We start from the raw sequence: 25,280 nt of genomic DNA on the forward strand, positions 1-25,280 counted from the left end.
ATAGAAAATCACTATTCTTCAAAATCTTCTGGCGAAACACCTTCGTTAATAAGGATTTCGTTAACTGTAAATTCAAAAGTTTGTGGGCCTGCGGCCTGCGTCATTTTAAAAGGAAATTTAACACCTTCTACCGCCTGGTAGTCGCTGTACCCGGTTGGGATACTCATAGTTTGCCCGCCCTGGGAAACCGTTTGCATTGTCTGTAGTTTTAATCCGCTATCTACACTGTAGTAAGCTTTGTAGTTTTCGTTTAGTGCAATAACATAAGCATCGGTACCCTCAACAGTTTCAATTCCTTCCAAAGTTTCATTACCAACTTTAAGTTCTGGAAACGGGTTGGCGTCTATTTTTGCAGTTTTAACCTGGTCTTCAGTATAAGGGATTTTTTGCCCCTGCGCCATCACAAATCCAGACTCCCCGTTAAAAACCTGCTTGCTCATTACATTACCGCCTACTGAAACCTCTTGATTTAGTTTCCCGTTTGTGGTTCTTTTCATAATAAGGTTTAGAGCCATTCCCTGTACGGTTGCTTCCGCTCTCATTACTACGCTTTCTACCTTTTCAACAGCATCCCTGCCGCCAATAGCTTCCAGATAATCCTGATATACTTTTTCAACAGTTACAGAAGCATCAACTTGCTTTTCTTGAGGTTTTTCTACTTCCTCACCATATTTATTAAAATATTTTACAGGAATTGTTTTTCCGTTAAATTCAATTTTTTCAAGATTTTCAGCAATTTCTGAAGCTTTTCCGGCAACGATAATTCGCATATTATCGGTTTGATAATATTTATTAGCTACACGTTTTATGTCTTCTTGCGTCACGGCATTAATTTTCTCGAGGAAAGTTTTATGAAAATCTTCAGATAGATCGTTTGTTTTAATATTTAGCGCATAGTTTGCAATGGTAGATGGGCGTTCTAAACGCAGTACAAAACTACCTGCAAATTTATTTTTCGCATCTTCTAAAACCTGCGGATCTACTTTTTCTGTCCTAATTCTTTTAATTTCTTTTAACGCCTCTACGACTGCGCTATCGGTAACCGCATTTCGCACACTAGCATTAGCAACAAACCGGGATGCATATTTATCTGCCCCAGTGCTTGAATAAGCGCCATAAGTATATCCTTTATCTTCTCGAAGATTGGCGTTTAGATAGCTGCCCAGACTGCCACTGCCTCCAAGAATTCTATTTGCAACCAATACCGGAAAATAGTCTTTATCTCCCATTTTTAAATTAATGGTGTTTTGAATTCTCAACTCACTTTGCACTGCGTTGGGAAGGTCTATAAGATTAATTTGTGTTCCATCAACATTGGCAACTTGCGGTAGTTCTTGTTCGTTTGGAGCTCCAGCTTTCCAATCCCCAAAGTTTTTCTTAGCTAACTTTTTAACATCCTTGGTTTTTACATCACCTACAACAACTAAATAAGCATTTCCTGGTTTAAAATAATTGTTGTAGAAATCTTTTACATCCTGTAATTCAACCTGCTCGGTATTTTCTACCGTTGCAAATTCGCCATAAGGGTGTTTTGCACCGTAAGCCAGGGCAGCGCTAACACGGCTTGCAATTGCGCCTACATCTTTATTCATTGATTTTAGACCTTCAATCTGCTTGTTTTTTTCGGCATCAAATTCTTCTTGAGTAAATTTTGGTCTTAAGGCACCTTCAGCCATTAATTCCATCACACGGGGGAAAAATTTAGACAATGAGCTAGCAGAAGCCCTTTCGGCCCCAAAGCTAATTCTAGCGCCTAAAAAGTCAACTTCTTCATTAAAGTCATCTTTAGAAATATTTTCAGTACCGGTCCCCATTAAAGCAGAAACCAGGTCGGCCGTGGCCGGTTTTGCTTCAGCGTGTGGTTTGTTGTCAATAATTAAGGAAGCAGAAACCCTTGGTAGTTTATGGTTTTCTACTACCATAACCGTTAAACCGTTATCTAAAGTAAATTCATCTGGTTCTCCCAGGTTGATTTTTGGTGCGGGTCCCGGCTCTGGTTGCTGGGATCTGTCTATTTGAGCGTTCACTCCGGTCGCAATAAAAAGCAATGCGAAAAGAGCTAAAAAATTATTTTTCATCTATATAAAGTTTAGTAACCTTTTTCTAACTTTTAGTAATGTAGAGAAAGGATTTTATATTATTTTAATTATTCTGTTTTATTGTCTTCGGTTTCAGGTAGATAATCCAATACCACCCGTTGGTTAGGCTTTAAATATTCCTGGGCCACTCTTCTTATGTCTTCCCTGGTGATATTTCTATAAATTTCAATTTCTTCGTTAATTAGATCTGTGTCGCCATATAGCAAATAATTTCTGGCCAGGGAATTTGCCACGCCGGCAATACTTGAGTTGGAATTCACAAAATTGTTTTCTGCTTTATTCTGAATTTTTTTGAAATCTTTTTCTGAAATTAATTCAGTTCTAAGTTTTGCGATTTCTTCATCAATAGAATTGCTTACGGCTTCTAAACTGTTTTCTCCCAGGGGCAGACCAAATATGAAATAAATACCATAATCTGATTGTTCTAAATTTTGTGCACCAACCTGAAGGGCTATTTTCTCATCATCTACTAATTTATTGTATAGCACAGAGCTTTTTCCATCGCTCAAATAGGTAGAGATCATATTTAAAACATAAGAATCCTTGTCTTGAAAACCTGGTGTTCTATAGGCTTGAATTAACGCTGGAATTTGAATATTTGAATCGTATGTTTTGGCATTTATCTGCTGGGTGATTGGATCTTCTTCTGGGAAGTTTCTGGAAACCTTTTTTCCCGAGGGGATTGGTCCAAAATAATCTTCAATCATTTTCTTAGTTTCCTTAATATCTATATCTCCGGCAACCACCAAAACTGCGTTGTTGGGCGCGTAATATTGATCGAAATATTGATTGAATTCATCTAAGGTAGCAGCATCAAGATCGTCCATATAGCCAATATTAGGATCTTTGTAAGGATGTTTTTTAAATAGGTTTTCGCTTACACTGGAAAGAAATTGGCCATAAGGCGCATTGTCCATTCTTAATCGTTTTTCTTCTTTTACAACCTCATTTTGGGTGTCAACTCCTTCCTGAGTTATTTTTGGATGGAGCATTCTTTCAGATTCCATCCATAGACCAAGTTTCAGATTATTGGATGGAAAAGTTTCATAATAGTAAGTACGATCATTAGACGTATTAGCATTATTAGTACCTCCATTAGCGTTTACAATATCCATCCATTTTCCTTTGGGGATATTCTCGGTTCCATCAAATAATAAATGCTCAAAGAAATGAGCGAAACCGGTTTTACCGTTTATTCTATCTTTTCCGCCTACATCATACATTACAGATGTTGTAACTACCGGTGTAGTGTTATCTTGATGTAAGATAACGTGTAAGCCATTGTCCAGGTTGTATTCGGTAAATTCTACCTCCTGGGCAGTTCCCGCTGCGCTACAAACTAATGCCAGGGCAGCCATCTTTAGGTGTTTAATCATTTTTTATGTGGATTTTTTATGAATGTAATGGATAAGTATTTAATTTGGTCTGTTTGTTACAAAGAATTTTATATTTTTAGTGTAAAATCATTGCTTTATGCGAAAACTGTTAATATTAACAAGCCTTTAGGCTAAAAACCAATACGTTTTTTAGAAATTTACCTGAAGAAAGATTTGAAAGCCTTATATCTCTTGTTAAAATGAGAAGTTCAATGAAAAAGACGAGCTTTAAAAAGGCGCCTAATTAAAAAAATAACTAACTAAACTATGAAAAACTTAAGTATTCCAATTAAGTATGGTCTTGCTATTGCAGCGGGTCTTATTGCTTATTTTTTAATTCTGTCTCTATTTAATGCTCATATCAACCCAATTTTTAGTTTATTTAATGGGGTGATTATGGCTTATGGAATGTGGGAGGCTATTAAACATTACCGTTTAGCTAAGGGAACAAAGTTTAAATACCAAAAAGCTTTTATGGCTAGTTTATTTACCGGCTTTAATGCTTCCCTAATTTTCACTATATTCTTCGGAATCTATGCCACCGAGTTAAATCCAGACTTTCTGGATAACCTAATTACCATGTGGCGCAACGATTATGATACCGGTATTGGAATTGTACTTTTTGTAGTGGCGATCATGGGATTTGCCACAAGCTTTGTGCTAACGCTTGCGTTTATGCAATTATATAAAGATTCCTGGAACACAAAAGAAGGGAAGAAGCATACGTATTGATAGTGCTCAGTTTGCAGTCATCACAGTGGGCAGTCTCAGTTGACAGCTTGCAGTCTCATCATCGCCCATAATTTAAGAGCGCGATAATATTTTTGCCAGTCTTTTTCGTTGTTCTAATCACTGCCTACTGCGACTGCCCACTGAGCACTGAAGACTGCGACTACTTACTGAACCTGCCTGCCGCTTTAAAATTTGGTAGAAAAGTTTGCCAGGCTTTGTGAATTAATTATTTAGAAGTATATTTGCACCCGCTTGCGAAAAAAGTAAGTGTAATTTTTTAGCATAAATTAATTAATCATAACACTATGTATGCAATTGTAGAGATAGCAGGGCAGCAATTTAAAGTTGCAAAAGACCAAAAGGTGTTTGTTAACCGTCTAAGCGGGGAAGAAGGAGATAGTATTTCTTTTGATAAAGTTCTTCTTACCGGCGACGGAGACAATGTAACACTTGGCGCCCCGGCTATAGATGGAGCTCTTGTAGGAGCGAAAATCACCCGTCATCTTAAAGGAGATAAAGTGATTGTTTTCAAAAAGAAAAGACGTAAAGGGTATAAGAAGAAAAATGGTCACCGCCAGGCTTTAACCGAGATCGTGATTGAAAACATCGATGTAAAAGGTGGGCAAAAAGCAACTTCTACTAAAAAAGAAGAGGCTCCTAAAAAAGCAGAACCTAAAAAGGAAGCATCATCAGATAAAAAATCTGAAGATTTAAGCCAACATACTGTAGCAGAGCTAAAGGAAATGGCTAAAGAACGCGGGCTGGAAGGTTATTCTTCTATGAAGAAAGCTGAATTAATTGAAGCCTTAAGTTAATTTATTAATCTACTTAAAACCTAAAATAAAATGGCACACAAAAAAGGAGTCGGTAGTTCCAAGAACGGTAGAGAGTCAGAATCGAAACGCTTAGGTGTGAAGATTTTTGGCGGACAAGCTGCTGTAGCTGGAAATATTATAGTTAGACAAAGAGGTACTGCACACAATCCAGGCGATAATGTGTATGCAGGAAAAGATCATACTTTACACGCTAAAGTTGATGGTCTCGTAAAATTCACTAAGACTAGAAATAATAAGTCTTATGTTTCTATAGAGCCGTTTGAAGCTTAAATATGCTCCCTAGCCCCCAAAGGGGGCAGGTAGAATTATATAAAAACCCCTTTCGTACTTCGGAAGGGGTTTTTTCGTATCTTTAGGTAAAGCCTAAGTTTATGAAATACGTAAATGTTTTTCGCACTTCAGATAGTAATGAACTCGCAATCATTAAAAACCTTTTTGATGATGCTGAAATAGCTTATCGCACCAAAGGCGAAGCTATGGACAGCGCCGCGAATATTGGGGGAATGGGAAATTATGGTTTACAAATAGAAGTAGAAAAAAGTGAGCGGCAAAGAGCAATGACAATAATAGAACACAGCGGATTTGTAAAACAACCACTGGAAGCCGAAAAACCAACGGGTAGAATGCCAAAAACAGGAAACTGGATAATTGTGGTGCTCGCTGCCTTAGTGATGCTTATTGCGATTGTGCTTTTTGTTTGGTTTATGAATGGATAGTTTGCGCAAGCTTATTTTGTTTAAATTTCTTCAATTTCTAAACATTCCAATTCCCATCGCAAAACCCTACCTTTACAGGATGCGTATTCTTTTAATGCTATTCTTTTTTTTAAGTTTTATTTCAGGTTGTTTTGCACAGTCTGAATCGCTGGCGCGTAACTTTTTTGAACAGGGAGAATTTGAGAAGGCCTTAAAAACATATGAGACGTTGGTGAAAGGAAATCCGCAAAATATAAGGTATTTTTTTGGCGTGGTAGAAAGTGAGCAGCAATTGGAAAACTTTGCCAAAGCAGAAGAGTTATTGCGCGACCGACTTAACAATTCGGCCAATAATCCCACCTTACTTATTGAGTTGGGACACAATTATGAACTTCAGGAACAGCAAAAAAAAGCAGAACAATTTTATAATGAAGCTTTAGCAGCGGTTGAGGGCCGACCTAATTATGCATTTTCTATAGCACGGACTTTCGAAAAATACAACTTGTTAGACAAAGCCGCGGCCACCTATGAAAAAGCCATGGTTCTTAGTGAGGATCAAAATTATAATTTGCAATTAGCAAGAATTTATGGGGAGCAGGGTAAAACTGAAAAAATGTTTGCCAACTACCTGGAGTTGATAGAAGCCAATCCCGATTTCTTTAATATTGCCAACAGGGAGTTTGGAAAGTATATTTCTGAAGATGCTTCAGCCGAAGCCAATACTATTTTTAGAAAACTATTACTCACAAAACTTCAGCAGAACCCTAAATTACTTTATAATAAAATGCTGAGCTGGCTTTTTGTTCAGGAGAAAAAATATTCCAGGGCATTTTCGCAGGAAAAAGCTATTTACAAAAGAGGTGGTAAAAGTTTGCAAAATTTATTGACACTTGCGGTAACAGCGCGGAAAGCGAAGGATTTTGAAGCAGCCCAAAAAATTGTTGAATATGTAATTTCACAGTCAAATTCTGAAAATTTGATTTTGCAGGGAAACCAGTTCTTGCTAAATATCCAGGTGGAACAGGAAACGGGGGAAGCCGCAGCCGAAATCATCAAAAAATATGAAGCACTTTTAGAACAATTTGGTACCGGAATTAAAACTTTGGCGCTTCAAATTGATTTTGCCAATTTTTTAGCCTTTAAAAAAGGTGAAAAGGAGCGCGGAGTAAGCTTGTTAAAAGAGCTTTCAGAAAAAACAAACAGTGATTTTAATAAAGCTATGGTAAAACTGGCACTGGCTGATATTTTAGTGCTTCAGGAGAAATTTAATGAAGCGCTTATTTATTATTCGCAGGTGCAAAATTTGGTGAAAAATGATAAAATCTCGCAAAATGCCCGTTTTAAAGTGGCGAAAACCAGTTATTTTAAAGGCGATTTTGAATGGGCGAAACAGCAGTTGGATGTTCTAAAATCTTCTACATCACAGCTTATCGCCAACGACGCTATGGAGTTAAGCTTGCTTATTGAAGACAATACAATTGAAGATACCACACAGGTAGCCTTAAAAAAATATGCCCGGGCAGATTTACTTGCTTTCCAGGAACAAGATGTAGAAGCCATAAAGTTATTAGAAGACATTCTAAATGAACATAAGGGCGAAAAAATTGAGGATGAAGCTTTGCTAAAACAAGCAAAACTTTTTGAGAAAACAGGGGAATTTGAAAAGGCAGCGGGGAATTACCAACGAATCATAAAGTTCTTTAAAGCCGATATCCTGGCAGACAACGCCTATTTTTATCTCGCCGAATTATATGCTAATGAGTTAAATGAACCCGAAAAAGCCAAAGCAGCATACGAAGAAATTATTTTTAACTTTGCCGACAGTATTTACTTCGTGGAAGCCCGTAAAAAATTCCGTTCACTTCGGGGCGATAAGTAGAATAACACTAAAATAATTGAGATGTATATATATAATGTTACTATAAATATAGAAGAAGGAGTTCATGACGAATGGCTGGAATGGATGAAAACCGAACATATTCCTGAAATGTTGGGTACCGGGAAATTTGTAAAAGCTTTAATGACCAGAGTGATGGTGAACGAACAGATGGGTGGAATTACCTATTCGGTACAATACACCGCTAAAAATAAAGCAGATATCGAAAAGTACCAGGAAGAAGATGCTGCTATATTAAAAAAGAAGAGTAAAGCTTTTGAAGGTAAATTTGTTGCTTTTAGAACAGAAATGCAGGTGGTTAGCGAACAGAAAGTATGAGCAAATACAAGAGGAAGAACAAAAAACCAGGACATCGGGAAGGGGAGGTGCGAGCCAAAAAGCACCTGGGGCAACATTTTTTAACCGATGAAAATGTAGCCGAAAAAATTGCGAAAACCCTAAGTTTTTCCGGGTATAATAATGTGCTGGAAATTGGGCCCGGCATGGGCGTGCTCACTAAGTTTTTATTGAAACAGGATGCCGAGGTACACGTGATAGAAATTGATACCGAAAGCGTTACTTACCTTCAGGAGAATTATGCTGAATTACAGGAAAGGATACATCAACAGGATTTCCTAAAATACAATTTGCAGGAGGTTTTTAAAGAGGAAGCTTTTGCGGTTATTGGTAATTTTCCCTATAATATCTCCACTCAAATTGTTTTTAAAGTTTTAGAGATGAAAGAGCAAATTCCTGAATTCTCGGGAATGTTCCAAAAGGAAGTGGCACAGCGAATTTGTGAAAAACAGGGAAGTAAAACTTATGGAATACTTTCAGTTTTGGTGCAGGCCTTTTATTATGCTGAATATTTCTTTACAGTACCACCCTCGGTGTTTAATCCGCCGCCAAAAGTAGATAGTGGTGTTTTACGACTAACCAGGAAAGAAGATTTTAGCATTGCCTGTGATGAAAAATTGTTTTTTAGGATAGTAAAAACTGCATTTCAGCAGCGTAGAAAAACCTTGCGAAATAGCTTAAAAACGTTCAATTTACCCGATAATATTCGAGAAGATACTATCTTTGGCCGTCGACCTGAACAACTCGGTTTTCAGGAGTTTATAAATTTGACGCTTAAAATTCAGCCTTATGCAATTTGAAATAAGTAGCGAATTAATTGAGAAAATACGGTTTCTCATAGAAGAGAACAACAACGAAGAAATTCTGTTGCATCTGGAAGACGTGCACCATGCCGATCTTGCCGAAATTCTTACCGAACTCTCACTGGAAGAAGCTACTTATTTAATAAAGCTGCTGGACCACGAAAAAACAGCCGAAGCGCTTATTGAACTGGATGAAGATGCACGGGAACGTATTCTTCAATTGCTCAATCCGCGGGAAATTGCCCAGGAGCTGGAAGAAATGGATACCGATGATGCCGCCGATATCATTTCTGAACTTACCCCAGAACGTCAACAAAGCGTTATCGCCGAACTCGTTGACGAAGAACACGCAGATCATATTGTGGAGCTGCTTAGGTATGACGAAGATTCTGCCGGTGGACTTATGGCAAAAGAGTTGGTGAAGGTTAATGAAAACTGGAGCGTTACCGGCTGTATGACAGAGATGCGCGAACAGGCAGAAAATGTGACCCGGGTGCATTCTATTTATGTGGTAGATGATCGCAACAAACTTAAAGGACGGCTTTCTCTTAAAGATTTACTTACCGCACCGAGCAATTCTAATATCAGGGATGTGTATATTCCTCAGGTAGATTATGTGAATGTGCATACCGAAGGGGAGGAAGTAGCCCGAATTATGCAAAAATATGACCTGGAAGCGATTCCTGTTGTAGATGAAATGGGACGTCTGGTAGGTAGGATTACTATTGATGATATTGTTGATTTTATAAAAGAAGAGGCTGAAAAAGATTATCAGATGGCTTCGGGTATTTCTGAATCTGTAGAAGCAGATACAGGGCTGTTAAGACAAACCCGGGCACGCTTACCCTGGCTGTTAATTGGAATGTTTGGCGGTTTGGGAGCAGCAAGTATAATTAATGGGTTTGAAACTATTATGACAACCTTTCCCAAGCTTTTAATATTTGTTCCTTTAATTCAGGCAACGGCGGGAAATGTAGGAGTACAGTCTAGCGCGATTGTAGTGCAAGGCCTTGCCAATGGTACTCTAAAAGGAAATATATTCCGTAGATTATTTAAAGAGATTATACTAGCCCTGGTAAATGGTTTATCTATAGCTATAATAGTGTTTATTATAAGTAGTTTTTGGTTTGAGACCAGTTATAATGAATCTGTTAGTATTGGGATTGCGCTTATGTCTGTAATCATTATAGCAGCTTCCATTGGTACCTTAATCCCGTTTATGTTAGATAAAAATAATATTGACCCGGCGGTAGCAACCGGTCCATTTATTACCACCAGTAACGATATTTTTGGGATACTAACTTACTTTCTTATAGCGAAAGCTATTTTAGGGTTTTAAAATTAATCTACCTGCGTGGTGGAATTTGCCACGAATCCACAAGTATTAATGTTTCTAATGTTTAAGTAGTAATGGGTGGAATTCACTTCTCAACCCTTTCAATTCATTCAGCTATCGTCGAAGAAGACACTTTCTTTCAAGGGAGGGAGCGCTTTCTTGTTATATACATAATTTAATAAAATTAGAGGCTCCAATTCAGTCTATTCTCATAAATTAAAAAAATTTGGTATTCAATATAATTCCGACGATAATATACTTCAAAACAGTATAACTTATTTAGTTTAATTTTAATTAAGCCGAAGTTAACAGCTCCCAGCTTCCTGAATTGAAATGATTTCATAACTTTGCATGCTTCGCGAAAAAGATGAAACCACCTATTTATAAAAGAAATTGCATTAAAATTACTTCAAAAACAATCAATACAAGATTTTCTTTTGAAGGTGATCATCTATACATAAAATTAAAAACTCAAATTTAGAGCAATGATTATTTTACATTCAGATACCAATCATCCAACATTACTTAAGCAACTGGAGGAAGCCGGGCATCACAATATCGAAGGCTATACGCAAACCAGGGAGGAGACTTTGGAGAACCAGCATTTGTATGATGGTATTGTGATTAGAAGCCGTTATACAATTGATAAGGATTTTATAGATGCTGCACCCAATTTGAAATTTATCGCCCGGGTGGGAGCAGGTCTCGAAAACATTGATGTAGATTATGCTGAAGCCAATGGAATCACCCTTTTTTCTGCTCCTGAAGGTAACCGCAATGCTGTAGGAGAACACAGTCTGGGAATGCTGCTATCGCTGTTCAATAAGCTAAACAAGGCCGATAGAGAGGTGCGTGAAGGACTTTGGCACCGTGAAGAAAACCGCGGTTTAGAATTAGATGGCAAGGTTGTAGGGATTATTGGTTATGGAAATATGGGAAAAGCTTTCGCCAGGAAATTAAGAGGTTTCGATGTAGAAACTATCTGTTATGATATTAAAGATAATGTAGGTGATGAAAACGCCAGGCAGGTAAATTTGGAGGAATTTAGGGAAAAATGTGATGTTGTTAGCCTGCATACACCATGGACACCAGATACAGATCAAATGGTCAATAAAGAATTTATTGATGCTTATAAAAAACCGTTCTGGTTTATCAATACCGCAAGAGGTAAAAATGTGGTAACCGAAGATTTGGTTGCATCGCTAAAAGAAGGCCAGGTGCTTGGTGCGGGGCTTGATGTTTTGGAATATGAAAAAGCTTCTTTCGAAAGTCTTTTTTCCAATAAAAAGAATGTTTCGGTAAGTGCTCACGAAACCATCCCAAAAGCTATGCAGGAGCTTATGTTTCTGCCCAATGTTATTTTGAGTCCGCATGTAGCCGGTTGGACTGTAGAATCTCACAAAGGCCTGGCTAGCGTAATCGCAAATAAAATTATCGATAAGTTTGGAAAAGGAGAGGAGAAATAATTTTTTTTCGGAAAATTAAATAGAAAACCTCACAGAAATCGTGAGGTTTTTTATTTGATACCAAAGGGACTGTTTCAAAAATACTAAGATTCATCAATGCGAGGCACGAAGCAATCTCTAATTTTTACTAAGCAGATTACTCTACTTTTTCCGATAATTATCGAGACGTAATGACGCTTTATCTTAGCTTTCTACACAGTCTTTTAGGTTTATAAATCTAATTAATTAATTGTTTTGACTTAGCTCGACTAGTGCCGATTTTATAGACTCTTTACCTTCTAAAGCCTGGAAAGCCATATTTTTTCCTAATGGATCGGCCAGGCACATTACTAATAAAAAGGCCACATCGTCACGGGAAATTTCTCCGCGCTCATTTAATTTGGGAGCAAGTTTCACCTTAGCTAGCCCCATATCATCTGTTAGCGCGCCCGGTTGCACAATAGTGTACACAATTCCACTATCTACAAGATATTCATCGGCTTCATTCTTAGCTTCAAGGTAATGTTGTAAGTCGCCACCTTTTTCTGGTTCATCTGTACCCATGGCGCTAAGCATAATGAATTTTTTTACTTTATGCTTTTTAGCTCCATCTACCATTTTCTTAGCGCCTTCCAGATCTACAGCGGTAGTTTTTTCCGGGCCGGTACTTCCACCAGAGCCCGCAGCAAAAATAGCCCGGTCTATTCCTTTAAAAGCGTGGTCTATATCACCTTCAAGATCTGCCATTACACTTTCTACGTTCATATCGTCAAAGATTTGCTTTTGCTCTTCTTTGCGAATCATCGCAACCGGTTTAAAATTTTCAGTATTATTAAGAATTTCAACAACTCTTTTTCCTGTTTGTCCGGTAGCTCCGGCTATCAATATTTTTTCCATTTCTTAATCTTTTAATTAAAATCAAATTGAAGATAAGGATGAATTAAAGATCATCATAATCATTTGTTTAGTATAACAAGAAATTAACAGGCTACCGGGAGTTGTTATTGTATTTGGCTTCCAATTCTTTTTGAAACTCTTCCATGACCGGTTTAACGGTGCTTTCGGGGAGATCGGCTATTCTTATATACATCAATCCATCTACCGAATTATTGAATAAAGGATCTACATTAAAGGCAATTACTTTAGCATTTTGTTTAATGTATTTTTTTATGAGAATTGGCATTCTTAAGCCTTCAGGTTCTATTTCATCAATAATTTTATCAAATTTATTGAGGTCGGCTTCGCTGGCATCAAAAACAAAATCTTTGTCTGCGTCTTTTAATTTTACTTTAAACTCTTTTTTCGGCTTAATATATTGCGCCACATAAGGATCGTAATAATGGGATTTCATAAACTCTATCATCAAAGATTTTGAGAAATTAGAGAATTTATTGCTAATACTTACTCCGCCAATTAAGTATTTATGCTCTGGGAAGCGCAAGGTACAATGTACAATTCCCTTCCAAAGTAAAAACAGGGGCATTGGTTTTTGCTGGTATTCTTTTGTGACAAATGCCCGTCCCATCTCAATAGAATTATTCATCATGCCATACAACTCTGGCTCAAACCTAAAAAGATCCTGTAGGTAAAATCCGTTAATGCCATGTGCTTCAAAAATTTCAGAACCCATACCCATCCTGTAGGCTCCCGCTATTTTTTTTGCTTCGTTATCCCATAAAAATAGATGGTAATAATAGTCATCAAATTTATCCAGATCGGTAGCATTATTAGTGCCCTCGCCAATGGCCCTAAATGTGATTTCCCGCAGCCGGCCCATTTCTGTAAGAATATTGGGGATAATCTCTTTTTTTGCCAGGAAGACTTCATAATTTCGACTGGCCAACAAGCGTTTGTCTAATTTTCTACAGTTTTCTATTTCCGTTTCCATTAGATTTTCGGCCGTTTCTGTGGCAATTTTGCTGGGAGTTTTAGGTAATTTTAAGTTCTTTGGCAGCTTTTCAAAAAGATTCTTCTTTTCAAAAACATTAGCGAGCATATAAGTTTTTCGACGTAAAAAAGCGGTAAAAGCTTCTAAATTATCGTGTTCAGTTTGATCTTCTACTGAAATAGGATTACCAATACGCACTTTTATCTTGCGTCGTTTTTGAGTGAGCATTTCGCTGGGCAGTTTTGCTGTGCGAAAAATATCGTTCATCGAAGCCAGGCGATAGAAAAAGGTGGAGTTTTTTGCGTGAAAATAGATTGGTAAAACCGGTACTTTTGCTTTTTTAATAAGTTTCATTGCCGATGGTTCCCAGGGTTTATCTACAATAACTTTTTCGTCTTTATAAGTAGAAACTTCACCGGCGGGAAACATCCCTAAAGGTTTTCCTTCTTTTAAATGGGCGATGGCTTGTTTTATACCTCCTAAACTGGACTTGGCGTCCTTGTGCTCTTCAAAAGGATTAACGGGCATTACATAAGGCTGCAAAGGTTTTAAGCGATGCAACAGGAAATTGGCTATGATTTTATAATCTTCCCGCTGTTCAAGTAATAATTTCATTAAAATTATACCGTCTATAGCGCCAAGGGGATGATTGGAAATAGTAATGAATGCTCCCGATTTTGGGATTCGTTTTAGATCTTTTTTTGAAATTTCAAAGTCAATCTCAAAACCTTCAAGAATGGAGTCTATAAATTCTAAGCCTTGCAGGTTCTCGCGCTTTTCATACTCTTTATTTATTCTGGAAAGCTTGGTTGTCCTTAATATTAGCCAGCCAATAGAGGTGCCCAATGGACCTAATTTATCCAGGTTCATGACTTTAGCGACTTCCTTGGCATTTACTACTCCCATGTAGGCTTTAGTTTTTTAATTATAATTAAAATTAAACACTTTTGATGCAATTACTTCCTCGATTCAGGAAAACATACATAAACTGCATGCCCGGTGCTTCAGTTTTGAAGCTTAAGATTATAGACAAACTTAAATTATTTTTTCTATTATAGCACAGCGTGTTTATTTCCGAAGCTAAAAAATGCTTTAGCAGAATTTAATCCCTGGTTACAATTTGCAGGGTGTTATGTGTGAGCTGCTTTAATAGAATTTGCTTGTCTTTCTCCAACTTTTCAATAGCTTCATCATTAAAATGTCTAATGGTAAAAAGACTAACGCCCGGTAAAAAACTCACTTTAAACCTGGCCTTTAAATGCTGAATAAGCTTGTCTAGTTGATTAAATTTATTGTTTACACAAACCGAAAAACTAATTGCCGAATTCTGGATAAGGTCCACCTTCATTTGATATTGATGGAATAATCTAAATACCTCGCTAATGTTTTCTTCTACCATAAAAGAAAAATCGAGTGTGGAGAGTGAAATTAACACCAGGTCTTTTTTTACAATAAAGCAGGGGATTTTTGGGAAAATTAATTCGCCTTTTCCAACGCGGGTTCCCTCCTCCTGCGGATTCAAAAAAGGTTTTACAAAAAGCGGAATTTCCTTTTGCTGTAAAGGTTGCAAAGTTTTTGGATGAATTACCGAGGCTCCATAAAAAGCGAGTTCAATAGCCTCTTCATAGGAAAGCTGCTGTAGTAGTTCTGGATCTTTAAATTCTCGTGGATCGGCGTTGAGTACGCCCGGCACATCTTTCCAAATTGTCACTTCTTCGGCATTTAGGCAATAAGCGAAAATCGCAGCAGTATAGTCGCTACCTTCCCGTCCCAGGCTGGTGGTGAAATTATTAGCATCAGAAGCGATAAAGCCCTGCGTAATATTAACTTGATCAACATCCAGGTGTTCTAAAATTGCTTCGTGGGTTTCTTCCCAATCTACTGCGGCATCACGGTAAACACTATCGGTTTTTATAAACTTCCTGGCGTCTATCCAATTAGTTTTAAGTTGTTGACTGTTGAGGTACTCGCTAACAATTGTTGTAGAAAGTAGCTCCCCGTAACAAATAACCTGGTCGTAAACAAAATCGTATTGTTCAGATTTATTATGCTGAAGAAAATTCTTCAACTCCCTGAATAACTGATGCACCTTGCCAAAAACCTGATGATTGGTATTTTGAAAAAGAGCTTCTAAATTTAGAAAATGACTATCTTCTATCGCTTGCAGGCTTTCAGGAACTTCTTTAGAAAACAAATAATCCTTTACAACAATTTCCAGGGCGTTGGTGGTTTTTCCCATTGCCGAAATTACGATAAGCTTGGGGCCGTTCCCCGTTTGTTGTAATACGTTTTGAACATTTCTTACTCCTGCCGCATCCTTTACTGAAGCGCCTCCAAACTTAAAAACTTTCATTATTTGTTATTCGATATTTTTCTTGATCCCGGTTTCGTCCATGTGCACCGTGTACCAATTCTTTTTAATGTCTGCACCGGTATTTTCATAAAACTCCTGGGCATTTTTGTTACCTTCAGAAACTACCCATTCTACCCTCTTAACGTTGTTGTCATGACCATATTGCACGATTTTTTTATACAAAGCGCCACCCAGGCCTGTTCCTCGCATTTTTTCTCTAACAATAAGATCCTCCAGGTGAACAGTGCGTCCTTTCCAGGTAGAAAATCTAAAATAAACCAATGCCATTCCTTCTATCTTGCCATCAACATCGGCTACAAAACATTTAAAATTCTTCTCTTCAAATCCCTCGTGCTCTAGATCATCAACGCTAATTTCTACCTGGTCTGCGGCATTTTCATAGCTCGCTAACTCTTTTATTAGCTTTAAAACTTCGGGCATATCATCCCGCCTGGCTTCTCGTATAACGTATTCCATAAGTTTGTTTTCCACAAAAATAAGAATAGAATTTAAAAAGTAACTTAGTTTTTAAGCCCTTTGGATATTATTAACGTCCTTTATTTAGAAAATCTTCTATCGCCGGTCCATCCATTTGTACCGTGCACCAGTTTGTGAAAACCTTAGCTCCACTGCGTTGATAAAAGTCGCGGGCGTGTTTATTCCAGTCTAAAACTACCCACTCGGCCCGTTCAACGCCCTGGTCTTTTGCAAATTCTATAACCCTGGTATAAAGGGCATTTCCCAGGCCCTTGCCGCGCATTTTTTCGCGAACAACCAAATCTTCAAGATGTACAGTTTTTCCTTTCCAGGTAGAATATCTAAAATAACATAAAGCCATGCCTTCAATTTTACCTTCCACTTCGGCGACAAAACAGGTGAAAGAAGGGTTTTCACCAAAACCGTCCCGAACGAGATCTTCCGCAGAAATAATAACCGCTTCAGGTTCTTTTTCAAATTCAGCCAGTTCTTGTATAAGCTCCAGAACGGCGGGCATGTCTTCTTTAGTACTTTTTCTAATATTGATGTTCATAGTTTATAGCATTTAAAGCAAAAATAGGCAATAGATTTTTTTACAATCAATTGTTCTGGCGGTAATTTTAATGGGAAGGAGACTTTTAAAATGAAAACTGAAGTTTAAGTAAATCCTCCGAATTTTAGTCTTGTTCAACATTCTTTAGCTAAAACGTTGTAGTAAGTGATAAAAATGAATATTTTTGAAGCAAATAACGATATTAGTAAATAATGGTTAAAAAAAATCAGACTTTAGGTGAGTTTATTATAGAAAATCAGGCAGCTTTTCCATATTCTTCGGGAGAACTTTCCAGGTTGATAAGATCTATTCGTCTTGCGGCAAAAGTGGTTAACCACGAAGTAAATAAAGCAGGATTAGTTGATATTTTAGGTCTGCATGGGGAGACCAATGTGCAGGGTGAAGACCAACAGAAACTTGATGTTTATGCCAATGAAAAATTTATCCAGACTTTAATAAATCGTGAAATTGTATGTGGGATTGCCTCCGAAGAAAATGATGATTTCATTACAATTTCAGGTAAGAATAACGACAATAAAAATAAGTACGTAGTTTTAATGGATCCTTTAGATGGCAGTAGTAATATAGATGTAAATGTATCTGTAGGTACTATATTTTCTATCTATCGCCGGGTTACGCCCATTGGCACGCCGGTCACTGCCGAAGATTTTCTACAACCGGGCAACAAACAGGTCGCGGCAGGCTACATTATTTACGGCACCTCTACAATGCTTGTTTATACTACCGGTTGCGGCGTAAACGGGTTTACCTTAAATCCCGCTTTGGGCTCCTGGTATTTATCCCATCCAGACATGAAGTTTCCTGAAAGCGGTAAGATTTATTCTATCAATGAAGGGAATTATGTGCATTTCCCTGAAGGTGTAAAGAAATATATTAAATATTGCCAGGAGGAGCAGGAGGACCGGCCTTATACTTCCAGATATATTGGTTCCATGGTTTCAGATATTCACCGTAATATGATTAAAGGTGGTATTTTTATCTATCCAAAAAGTTCTAAAGCAAATAACGGAAAATTGCGTTTGCTTTATGAATGTAATCCTATGGCATTTATTGTAGAACAAGCCGGCGGAAAAGCCAGTAATGGTTATCAAAGAATTCTAGATATTCAACCGAAAAAATTGCACGAACGCGCTCCTTTTTTCTGCGGAAGTAAAAAAATGGTCGAAAAGGCTGAAGCTTTTATGGAAGAATTCAGTTCTTAAAGTTCAAGGTTCAAGGTTCAAGGTTCAAGGTTGCGTGTTGCGAGTTGCGGGTGTGGAGAAAACTCGCTGGTCCTTGCGAGCGACGAAGGAGCGTGGCAATCTTTTTTTAATTAGTGATTTTGTGTGACCTGTTACGGTTGCGAGGGTTCAAGTTTTGAATCTCATTGTACGAATTAGTCTGGCCACAGATAATTAGGACTGTTAACTCGCAACTGAAAACTGCCACCTGTTTTTCACGCAAAGAAAGTGCAAAGTTTTCCGCAAAGCTCACAAAGAAAAATAGCGTTTAAAATAAAACGCAAGATCAAACAACCAGTTAACTGTTAAACTAAAAACTGAGAACTCACAACTGAGACTGCCAACTGAAACTACGCATTTTTCTTCAGCAAATAACGATAATCGTCGAAATCAAGTTGTCCTGAAAATATTTCGATAGAGCGTTTTATAATTTTTTCTGAAATTTCGCTGGAAAAGCCCAAACCTATAGAGTAACGCTTAATAAGTTCCTCTTCTTCTTTGTCGATTACATTATCGGCAAAAATAATTTTAAAAAGGTCGTGCAAGTGTTCCAAACGCTTTTCTTCACTATTATAAGAGCTAACCCGGAATTCCTGAGGATTTTCAACAATAGTTTTATATTCTTGTTCGGTAATATCTAATTTACGGGCGAAACGATCTACTACTATTTTTTCTTGTTCATTAATCTCTCCATCTACGCTGGCTAAATTAACTATAGCAGCAAAATGGTTCACATTTCTAAGGTGTTCCCCGGAATGAAATAAATCTGAATAAGCCATTTGTAATGTTTTAAAGCAAATATAGGTAAAGCCAAAATTATTACTATCGAAAATACTTTTAAAATTTTTGCATTTAATGTAATAGATTAAGATAAGCCTTTGCAATCATAATAAATATAAAACCGTAGTGCATAAAACCTGGACAATGAACATAAATATTCACTTTTCTAAAAGTTACAGGTCGCTAATCTTTTCTTAATCTTTTCTTCAGGCTTTTCAATTTTATTAATTTCAGAAAGAAAAAAATGAAAACACCATTACTGGTATTTGATGAAAAGGGAATTTTCTGCGAGCAGGCGGGGGTTTATCTTGATCCCTGGAAACCCGTGGATAAGGCGATTATTTCCCACGGGCACGCAGATCATTCCCGGTGGGGCCACAAGAAATATATTACACATCATACCAACGTGCCGATAATTAAACATAGGCTTGGCGATATCAAGGTTTCAGGCGTAGCCTGGGAAGAAACTTTTACAATTAATGGGGTCACATTTTCTCTTCATCCTGCTGGTCATATAATAGGATCTTCACAAATTAGAGTGGCCTATAAAGGAGAGGTTTGGGTTTTTACCGGTGATTATAAAGATGAGGTAGATGGTGTAGCGACTCCGTTTAAACCTGTAAAATGTCACACCTTCATTACCGAATGCACCTTTGGACTCCCTGCTTTTAAATGGCAGCCGCAAACAGAAGTGTTTTCAGAAATTAATAATTGGTGGCAACAAAATAAAGATGAAGGCACAACCTCGGTAATCTTTGGCTATTCTTTAGGCAAGGCGCAAAGGCTTTTAAAACATCTCGACACTTCTATTGGTGAGATTTTTACCCACGGTGCTATTGAGAATATGACCGATGTAATTAGGCCGTTATGCGAAATGCCAAAAACCACGAGAATTACACGCGATACAAAAAAAGCCGATCTTAAAGGCAATATTGTAGTAGCGCCACCCAGTGCCCACGGTAGTACCTGGATAAAGAAAATGACACCATACATTACAGCTTCTGCCAGCGGTTGGATGACTTTTCGTGGGGCCAGAAGACGTAGAGCGATAGATCGTGGTTTTGTATTATCTGATCATTGCGATTGGACGGGGCTTTTAAAATCCATAAAAGCTACGGGAGCCGAAAAGGTGATTTGCACTCACGGTTATACTGATATTTTTTCCCGTTACCTTGGGGAATTGGGTTATGATGCCCGCACCGAAGAAACTCAATATGAAGAAGAGAATGAAAGCCCCTCTCTAACCCTCCCCAAGGGGAAGGGAATTAAATAAAGTCCTCAAAATAATTTATGAATATGAAAAAGAAAGATGAAAATGAGGTAATTTCACCTGTCTCTGCAGGTGGTATGAGAGACTTCTCCCAACTTATAAAAACTTTAGACAGTACTAACAAAACTAACTTAAAGGTAGCTGCGTTAACCCATTATTTCAAAAATGCCCGGGATAAAGATAAAGTCTGGACTATCGCAATTTTATCCCATCGTCGGCCGCCCAGGCCGGTAAATACCACTTTAATGCGTAGCTGGGCGTCTGAACTGGCCAATATTCCGTTGTGGTTGTTTGAAGAATCTTATCATATCGTGGGAGATTTAGCAGAAACTATAGCCCTGGTAATCCCGGCGGCAAAAGAGGCTACAGATAAAAGTCTTCATCAATTTCTTCAGGAAATAATCGCGTTAAAAGCAAAGGGTGAAGAAGAAAAGAAAGCTTATTTACAGGAAAACTGGCTTGCTCTTAATTATTATGAGCGTTTTGTATTTACAAAATTAATCACTGGTAGTTTCCGAATAGGCGTGAGTCAAAAACTAATGACCCGGGCGTTATCAAAAGCTACCAATATCGATGAAGATATTCTGGCTTATAAAATGATGGGTAATTGGAAACCCGATAAGATTAGTTTTTCCAAGTTGATCCTGGAAGAGCATGAGGAAGATTATTTGTCTAAACCTTATCCTTTTTACCTGGCTTACCCCATAGATGGCGAGGTAGAAGAGCTGGGCGATGTTGCTGGCTGGAGTGCAGAACACAAATGGGATGGGATTAGATCCCAGGTGATTGTAAGAAATAACGAGTTGTTTGTGTGGAGCCGGGGCGAAGAACTGGTAACCGATAAGTATCCTGAATTTGAAAAATTTGTAGACTTGCTTCCAAACGGAACCGTTTTAGACGGTGAAATTTTACCATTTCCAGAAGGGAAAATCGGGACTTTTAAAGACCTGCAGACCCGAATTGGCCGAAAAAATATCTCTAAAAAGCTGCTAAAAAAGACTCCGGTGATCTTAAAAGCCTACGACGTTTTGGAATGGCAGGGAGAAGATATTCGGGATAAAGCTTTTGCTGAAAGACGAAAAATCCTGGAAAAATTATTCAAAAAAGTTTCTTCGGAAGAAATCCCCTTGCATTTATCAAAGCGTATTTCCTTTGAAAGCTGGGATGAGGTAGCCAAAGAACGGGAGCGGGCGCGAGAAGAAAAATCGGAAGGTTTGATGCTTAAAAAGCTGGGCTCGCCTTATTTAGTGGGAAGGAAAAAAGGCGATTGGTGGAAATGGAAAGTAGATCCCTTAACCATAGATGCAGTTTTAACCTATGCCATGCGTGGCCATGGACGGCGCAGTAATTTATTTACCGACTATACCTTTGGACTTTGGGATGAAGAAAAAAAGGAACTGGTCACTTTTGCAAAAGCATATTCGGGGCTTACCGATGCCGAGTTCAGAAAATTAGATAACTGGATCAAGAAAAATACCTTAGAACGTTTTGGTCCCGTGAGAAGTGTCACGCCACATCACGTTTTTGAAATTGCTTTTGAAGGAATTACCGAATCTAAACGACATAAAAGCGGTGTTGCCACCAGGTTCCCCAGGATGGTTCGCTGGCGCACCGATAAAAATATACACGAAGCAAACAATTTAGATGATTTAAAAGATTTGATTCCCGATTAAATTATTTTCGGTTTAAAATTAGTAAAGGTGATCAGCAAGCGCTCTTTCCCTTTAAAGAAAGGTGGCTTCTTCTGTGATAGCGGAAGGAGTCGGAAGGGTTGAGAGGTGAAATTGTATTTAAATTTTGAAAAACCACCCCGCCCTATCGGGCACCCCTCCTTAAAAAGTAGGGGAGCGGGCCTCTTTGGTTGCTAAGTGGAATTTATGAGAAAAGCTTAAAAACTTAATTGAAATGTGGATTTTGAAAAAAGCAAATCATAATAAAAAATATCTTGAGTCGTATCGTAAAACGCTAAGAGAAAATCTAACTCCGGCAGAAGCTTTTTTATGGAAACAGTTGCAACACCGAAAATTTGAAGGTAGAAAATTTAGAAGACAACATAGTATTGAAAATTTCATAGTCGATTTTTACTGTGCTAAAGAGCAATTAATTATAGAACTGGATGGAGATATCCATAATAATCCTTTAGCTGAAGAAAGGGATAAAAAACGAACAGAGAAATTGGAAGCTTTAGGTTTTAAGGTATTACATTTTGAGAATAAAATGGTGTTTGATTTTTTGCCATCAGTTTTAAAGGAAATTGCAGATAATTTTAAAAAGCAATAAAATATTGGCTTTGTTAAGTTACGAATGATATTAGCAAACGCTCCTTCCCTTTGAAGGGAAGGTGGCTTCTTCTGCGATAGCGGAAGGAGTCGGAAGGGTTGAGAGGTGAAATTGTATTTAAATTTTGAAAAACCACCCCGCCCTATCGGGCACCCCTCCTTAAAAAGTAGGGGAGCGAGCTTGTTCAGTTAGGTAGCTAAATTTAAGTAGCTCCTTCCCTTTTTTTAAGGGAAGGTAGCATATTCTGTTTTTACAGAATATGAGGGAAGGGTCAAAAAGGACACAATCATGAACAAAAAAAAACTCATCAACATAGCAGAAACATGGTTTTCCAATCAGGGGTGGAAGGCTTTTGCTTTTCAAAAACAAACCTGGGATGCTTTTCTTAAAGGTAAAAACGGACTTTTAAATGCGCCCACGGGAAGCGGAAAAACTTATGCGCTCTGGATTCCTATTGTACTGGCTTATCTTAAACAAAACCCAAATTATAAAACTAAACATAGAAAAGGCTTAAAAGCAATTTGGATTACGCCGCTTCGGGCACTTTCAGTAGAAATTGAACAGGCTGCGCAGCGTTTTGCTAACGAAATTGACAGCGGACTAAGCGTGGGAATTCGAACCGGCGATACACCACAAAAAATTAGGGCTGCTCAAAAAAAATCAATGCCCGATCTATTGATAACCACTCCCGAAAGTTTGCAGTTGTTATTAGCTTCAAAAGATTATGATAAAACTTTTAAAAATCTGCAAGCGGTAGTGGTAGATGAATGGCACGAATTGCTGGGCACTAAACGCGGGGTGCAAATGGAACTGGCGCTTTCGCGTTTAAAAACAGTTTCAGGAGAATTGCGAATTTGGGGAATCTCAGCGACGATTGGAAATTTGGAGCAGGCACGGGAAGTATTGCTTGGCCCAAATTCCGAAGCATTTGAAAATTCAGTATTAATAAAAGCCAGGCTAAAAAAGAAAATCAAGGTGCAATCTATTATTCCTAAAAAAATGGAACGTTTTCCCTGGCGGGGGCACCTTGGTTTACACTTGCTGGATGAGGTAGTGCCAATTATCAAAAATTCTAAAACAACGCTGTTGTTTACCAATACCCGTTCACAATGTGAATTGTGGTTCCAGAAATTAATGTCGAAATATCCCGAATTTGCTGGAGAGGTAGCTATGCATCACGGGAGTATTAACAAAGAAACCCGGCTGTGGGTGGAGCAGGCCATTAGGAACGAAACTTTAAAAGCCGTGGTATGTACTTCCAGCCTTGATTTGGGCGTTGATTTTGCGCCGGTAGAAACCATTATTCAAATTGGTGGCCCCAAAGGGGTTGCGCGGTTTATGCAACGTGCCGGGAGAAGTGGTCACCAACCGGGTGGGGAAAGTGTGATCTATTTTTTGCCTACCCACGCGATAGAACTCATAGAAGCTTCAGCCTTGCAAAAAGCGGTGAAAAAACAGGCGGTTGAAGATCGAATTCCATATTTGCTGAGTTTTGATGTCCTGGTGCAATATTTAACGACCCTGGCGGTGTCCAACGGATTTTTTCCGAATGATATCTGGCCCGAGGTAAAAGCTACATTTTGTTTTCAAACAATAACTAAAGAACAATGGCGTTGGTTGCTTAATTTTGTCACGAAAGGTAGCCAGAGCTTACAGGCTTACGATGAATATAAAAAAATTGAGATTGAAGAAGATGGCCGTTTTAAGGTAAATAACCGCGGGGTTGCTATGCGACATCGTTTGCAAATTGGCACTATTGTGAGCGATGCGATGTTGAGTGTAAAATATATGAAGGGTGGTTATATAGGTACTATTGAAGAATGGTTTGTTTCCAAATTGAAACCGGGGGATGTATTTACTTTTGCCGGCCGAAATTTAGAACTCGTTCATATTAAAAGTATGCAGGTGTTGGTGCGTAGATCTAAAAAAAAGACAGCCAAAGTTCCCAGCTGGATGGGCGGCAGAATGGCGTTTTCGGCACAAATGAGTGAATTGTTGAGAGAAGAAATGTATGCGGCTTCAGCTTCTTCGACTGTCACCTCGAACGCAGCTGGGAAATCAGAGGAATTGAAAGCTTTGCGGCCAATTTTAGATAGACAGTTGAAGGAATCTATTGTTCCGAAGCAAGACGAGTTTTTAATTGAAACTTTTAAAACCAGGGAAGGATATCACGCTATTTTTTATCCTTTTGAGGGTCGTTTTGTACACGAAGCCCTGGGAAGTTTGCTGGCTTATCGTATTAGTTTACTATCACCCATCACTTTTTCCATCGCTTTTAATGATTATGGTTTCGAGTTGCTTTCAGACCAGGAAATTGATATGCAACAGGTGTTGGACAATAATCTTTTTTCTGAAGCATATTTAATGGACGATCTTTACAAAAGTTTGAACGCTACCGAAATGGCACGAAGAAAATTTAGAGATATAGCGGTAATTGCCGGCATGGTTTTTACCGGTTATCCCAATAAAATGATTAAAAGTAAGCATCTACAAAGCAGTTCGCAGTTGTTATTTAGTGTTTTTAGGGATTATGAAGCCGATAATTTATTATACCTGCAATCTTTTCGAGAGACCTTTGAGCATCAATTGGAAGAAGGCCGTTTAAGACTAGCCTTAGATCGAATTTCCGGGCAAAAAATAGTTTGGAAAAACTGCGAAAAACCCACGCCGTTTTCTTTTCCTATTATTACCGATAGGTTGCGGGAAAAATTGTCTTCAGAAAAAGTGGAAGATCGTATAAGAAAAATGCTAAAGAGTTTGGAGCAATAATGTCAGTAGGCAGTCGCAGTGTGCAGGTATCACTCAATAGTGAGCAGTCTCTGTTTACAGTAAGCAGTAAATTTTTAACCGAAATCGATGAAAACGCCAAACAAAAAACACCAA

Annotated in this window: 22 protein-coding genes; 14 read left to right on the top strand and 8 right to left on the bottom strand. The window is 38.1% G+C overall.

The window, feature by feature from the left end; all coding sequences use genetic code 11:
• Positions 1-11: 11 nt before the first annotated feature.
• On the bottom strand, positions 12-2,078 hold the full coding sequence (locus BUA71_RS07905; RefSeq protein WP_072878465.1) for a M16 family metallopeptidase: 2,067 nt from the start codon (positions 2,076-2,078) through the stop codon (positions 12-14).
• Positions 2,079-2,146: 68 nt separating this feature from the next.
• On the bottom strand, positions 2,147-3,475 hold the full coding sequence (locus BUA71_RS07910; protein WP_072878466.1) for a M16 family metallopeptidase: 1,329 nt from the start codon (positions 3,473-3,475) through the stop codon (positions 2,147-2,149).
• A 267-nt stretch (positions 3,476-3,742) separates the two neighbouring features.
• Here BUA71_RS07910 and BUA71_RS07915 point away from each other — a divergent pair, with 267 nt between their 5' ends.
• The 9 genes from BUA71_RS07915 (at position 3,743) to BUA71_RS07955 (ending at position 11,576) form a co-directional block, all read left to right on the top strand.
• Positions 3,743-4,207 (top strand): DUF4199 domain-containing protein, encoded by a 465-nt coding sequence (locus tag BUA71_RS07915; protein WP_072878467.1) that lies wholly within the window; start codon positions 3,743-3,745, stop codon positions 4,205-4,207.
• 305 nt (positions 4,208-4,512) lie between these two features.
• Positions 4,513-5,022, top strand: a complete 510-nt coding sequence (rplU, locus tag BUA71_RS07920; RefSeq protein WP_072878469.1) for a 50S ribosomal protein L21 — start codon at positions 4,513-4,515, stop codon at positions 5,020-5,022.
• 30 nt (positions 5,023-5,052) lie between these two features.
• The gene (gene rpmA / locus BUA71_RS07925; protein WP_072878470.1) at positions 5,053-5,313 is read left to right on the top strand and encodes a 50S ribosomal protein L27; all 261 of its coding nucleotides are present in this window, start codon (positions 5,053-5,055) and stop codon (positions 5,311-5,313) included.
• Between the two features lie 101 nt (positions 5,314-5,414).
• Positions 5,415-5,759 carry a putative signal transducing protein gene (locus BUA71_RS07930; protein WP_072878472.1) on the top strand — a complete coding sequence of 115 codons (345 nt, stop codon included), beginning with the start codon at positions 5,415-5,417 and terminating at the stop codon, positions 5,757-5,759.
• A 79-nt stretch (positions 5,760-5,838) separates the two neighbouring features.
• A complete protein-coding gene (locus BUA71_RS07935; protein ID WP_072878474.1) occupies positions 5,839-7,617 on the top strand; it encodes a tetratricopeptide repeat protein in 1,779 nt (592 codons plus the stop codon).
• 21 nt (positions 7,618-7,638) lie between these two features.
• Positions 7,639-7,953: a DUF4286 family protein gene (locus tag BUA71_RS07940; RefSeq protein WP_072878476.1), complete on the top strand. Its 315-nt coding sequence runs from the start codon at positions 7,639-7,641 to the stop codon at positions 7,951-7,953.
• A complete protein-coding gene (gene rsmA, locus BUA71_RS07945) occupies positions 7,950-8,771 on the top strand; it encodes a 16S rRNA (adenine(1518)-N(6)/adenine(1519)-N(6))-dimethyltransferase RsmA (protein ID WP_072878478.1) in 822 nt (273 codons plus the stop codon). The genes BUA71_RS07940 and rsmA overlap by 4 nt, the downstream gene beginning before the upstream one ends.
• Positions 8,761-10,113, top strand: a complete 1,353-nt coding sequence (gene mgtE, locus BUA71_RS07950) for a magnesium transporter (protein ID WP_072878480.1) — start codon at positions 8,761-8,763, stop codon at positions 10,111-10,113. The genes rsmA and mgtE overlap by 11 nt, the downstream gene beginning before the upstream one ends.
• Positions 10,114-10,595: 482 nt before the next feature.
• Positions 10,596-11,576 carry a 2-hydroxyacid dehydrogenase gene (locus tag BUA71_RS07955; RefSeq protein WP_072878482.1) on the top strand — a complete coding sequence of 327 codons (981 nt, stop codon included), beginning with the start codon at positions 10,596-10,598 and terminating at the stop codon, positions 11,574-11,576.
• Positions 11,577-11,801: 225 nt separating this feature from the next.
• On the opposite strand, the gene BUA71_RS07960 is transcribed toward BUA71_RS07955, so the two are convergent.
• The 5 genes from BUA71_RS07960 to BUA71_RS07980 all read right to left on the bottom strand — a co-directional run bounded on the left by BUA71_RS07960 (position 11,802) and on the right by BUA71_RS07980 (position 16,826).
• Positions 11,802-12,452 (bottom strand): SDR family oxidoreductase, encoded by a 651-nt coding sequence (locus BUA71_RS07960; protein WP_072878484.1) that lies wholly within the window; start codon positions 12,450-12,452, stop codon positions 11,802-11,804.
• Between the two features lie 91 nt (positions 12,453-12,543).
• The gene (locus tag BUA71_RS07965; RefSeq protein WP_072878486.1) at positions 12,544-14,349 is read right to left on the bottom strand and encodes a GNAT family N-acyltransferase; all 1,806 of its coding nucleotides are present in this window, start codon (positions 14,347-14,349) and stop codon (positions 12,544-12,546) included.
• 196 nt (positions 14,350-14,545) lie between these two features.
• Positions 14,546-15,796, bottom strand: coding sequence for an aspartate kinase (locus BUA71_RS07970; RefSeq protein WP_072878488.1), 1,251 nt, complete (start codon positions 15,794-15,796; stop codon positions 14,546-14,548).
• 6 nt (positions 15,797-15,802) lie between these two features.
• Positions 15,803-16,273, bottom strand: a complete 471-nt coding sequence (locus tag BUA71_RS07975; protein WP_072878490.1) for a GNAT family N-acetyltransferase — start codon at positions 16,271-16,273, stop codon at positions 15,803-15,805.
• Positions 16,274-16,343: 70 nt separating this feature from the next.
• Positions 16,344-16,826, bottom strand: a complete 483-nt coding sequence (locus BUA71_RS07980; protein WP_175545945.1) for a GNAT family N-acetyltransferase — start codon at positions 16,824-16,826, stop codon at positions 16,344-16,346.
• 212 nt (positions 16,827-17,038) lie between these two features.
• Between BUA71_RS07980 and fbp the strand changes: the two genes are divergently transcribed.
• Positions 17,039-18,049 carry a class 1 fructose-bisphosphatase gene (fbp, locus tag BUA71_RS07985; RefSeq protein WP_072878492.1) on the top strand — a complete coding sequence of 337 codons (1,011 nt, stop codon included), beginning with the start codon at positions 17,039-17,041 and terminating at the stop codon, positions 18,047-18,049.
• Between the two features lie 368 nt (positions 18,050-18,417).
• Here fbp and BUA71_RS07990 read toward each other — a convergent pair whose 3' ends face one another.
• Positions 18,418-18,846, bottom strand: a complete 429-nt coding sequence (locus BUA71_RS07990) for a TerB family tellurite resistance protein (RefSeq protein WP_072878494.1) — start codon at positions 18,844-18,846, stop codon at positions 18,418-18,420.
• 245 nt (positions 18,847-19,091) lie between these two features.
• On the opposite strand from BUA71_RS07990, the gene BUA71_RS07995 reads away from it, so the two are divergent.
• From BUA71_RS07995 to BUA71_RS08010, 4 genes are all read left to right on the top strand, one after another.
• The gene (locus BUA71_RS07995) at positions 19,092-20,120 is read left to right on the top strand and encodes a ligase-associated DNA damage response exonuclease (protein ID WP_072878496.1); all 1,029 of its coding nucleotides are present in this window, start codon (positions 19,092-19,094) and stop codon (positions 20,118-20,120) included.
• Between the two features lie 74 nt (positions 20,121-20,194).
• Positions 20,195-21,790 carry an ATP-dependent DNA ligase gene (locus tag BUA71_RS08000; protein WP_072879063.1) on the top strand — a complete coding sequence of 532 codons (1,596 nt, stop codon included), beginning with the start codon at positions 20,195-20,197 and terminating at the stop codon, positions 21,788-21,790.
• 232 nt (positions 21,791-22,022) lie between these two features.
• Entirely contained in the window at positions 22,023-22,397 is a 375-nt protein-coding gene (locus BUA71_RS08005; protein WP_175545946.1) for an endonuclease domain-containing protein, read from the top strand.
• Positions 22,398-22,685: 288 nt separating this feature from the next.
• A complete protein-coding gene (locus BUA71_RS08010) occupies positions 22,686-25,166 on the top strand; it encodes a ligase-associated DNA damage response DEXH box helicase (RefSeq protein WP_072878498.1) in 2,481 nt (826 codons plus the stop codon).
• The last annotated feature ends 114 nt before the right edge of the window (positions 25,167-25,280 follow it).

It is taken from the genome of Salegentibacter echinorum (genome assembly GCF_900129445.1).
Classification (GTDB): Bacteria; Bacteroidota; Bacteroidia; order Flavobacteriales; family Flavobacteriaceae; genus Salegentibacter; species Salegentibacter echinorum.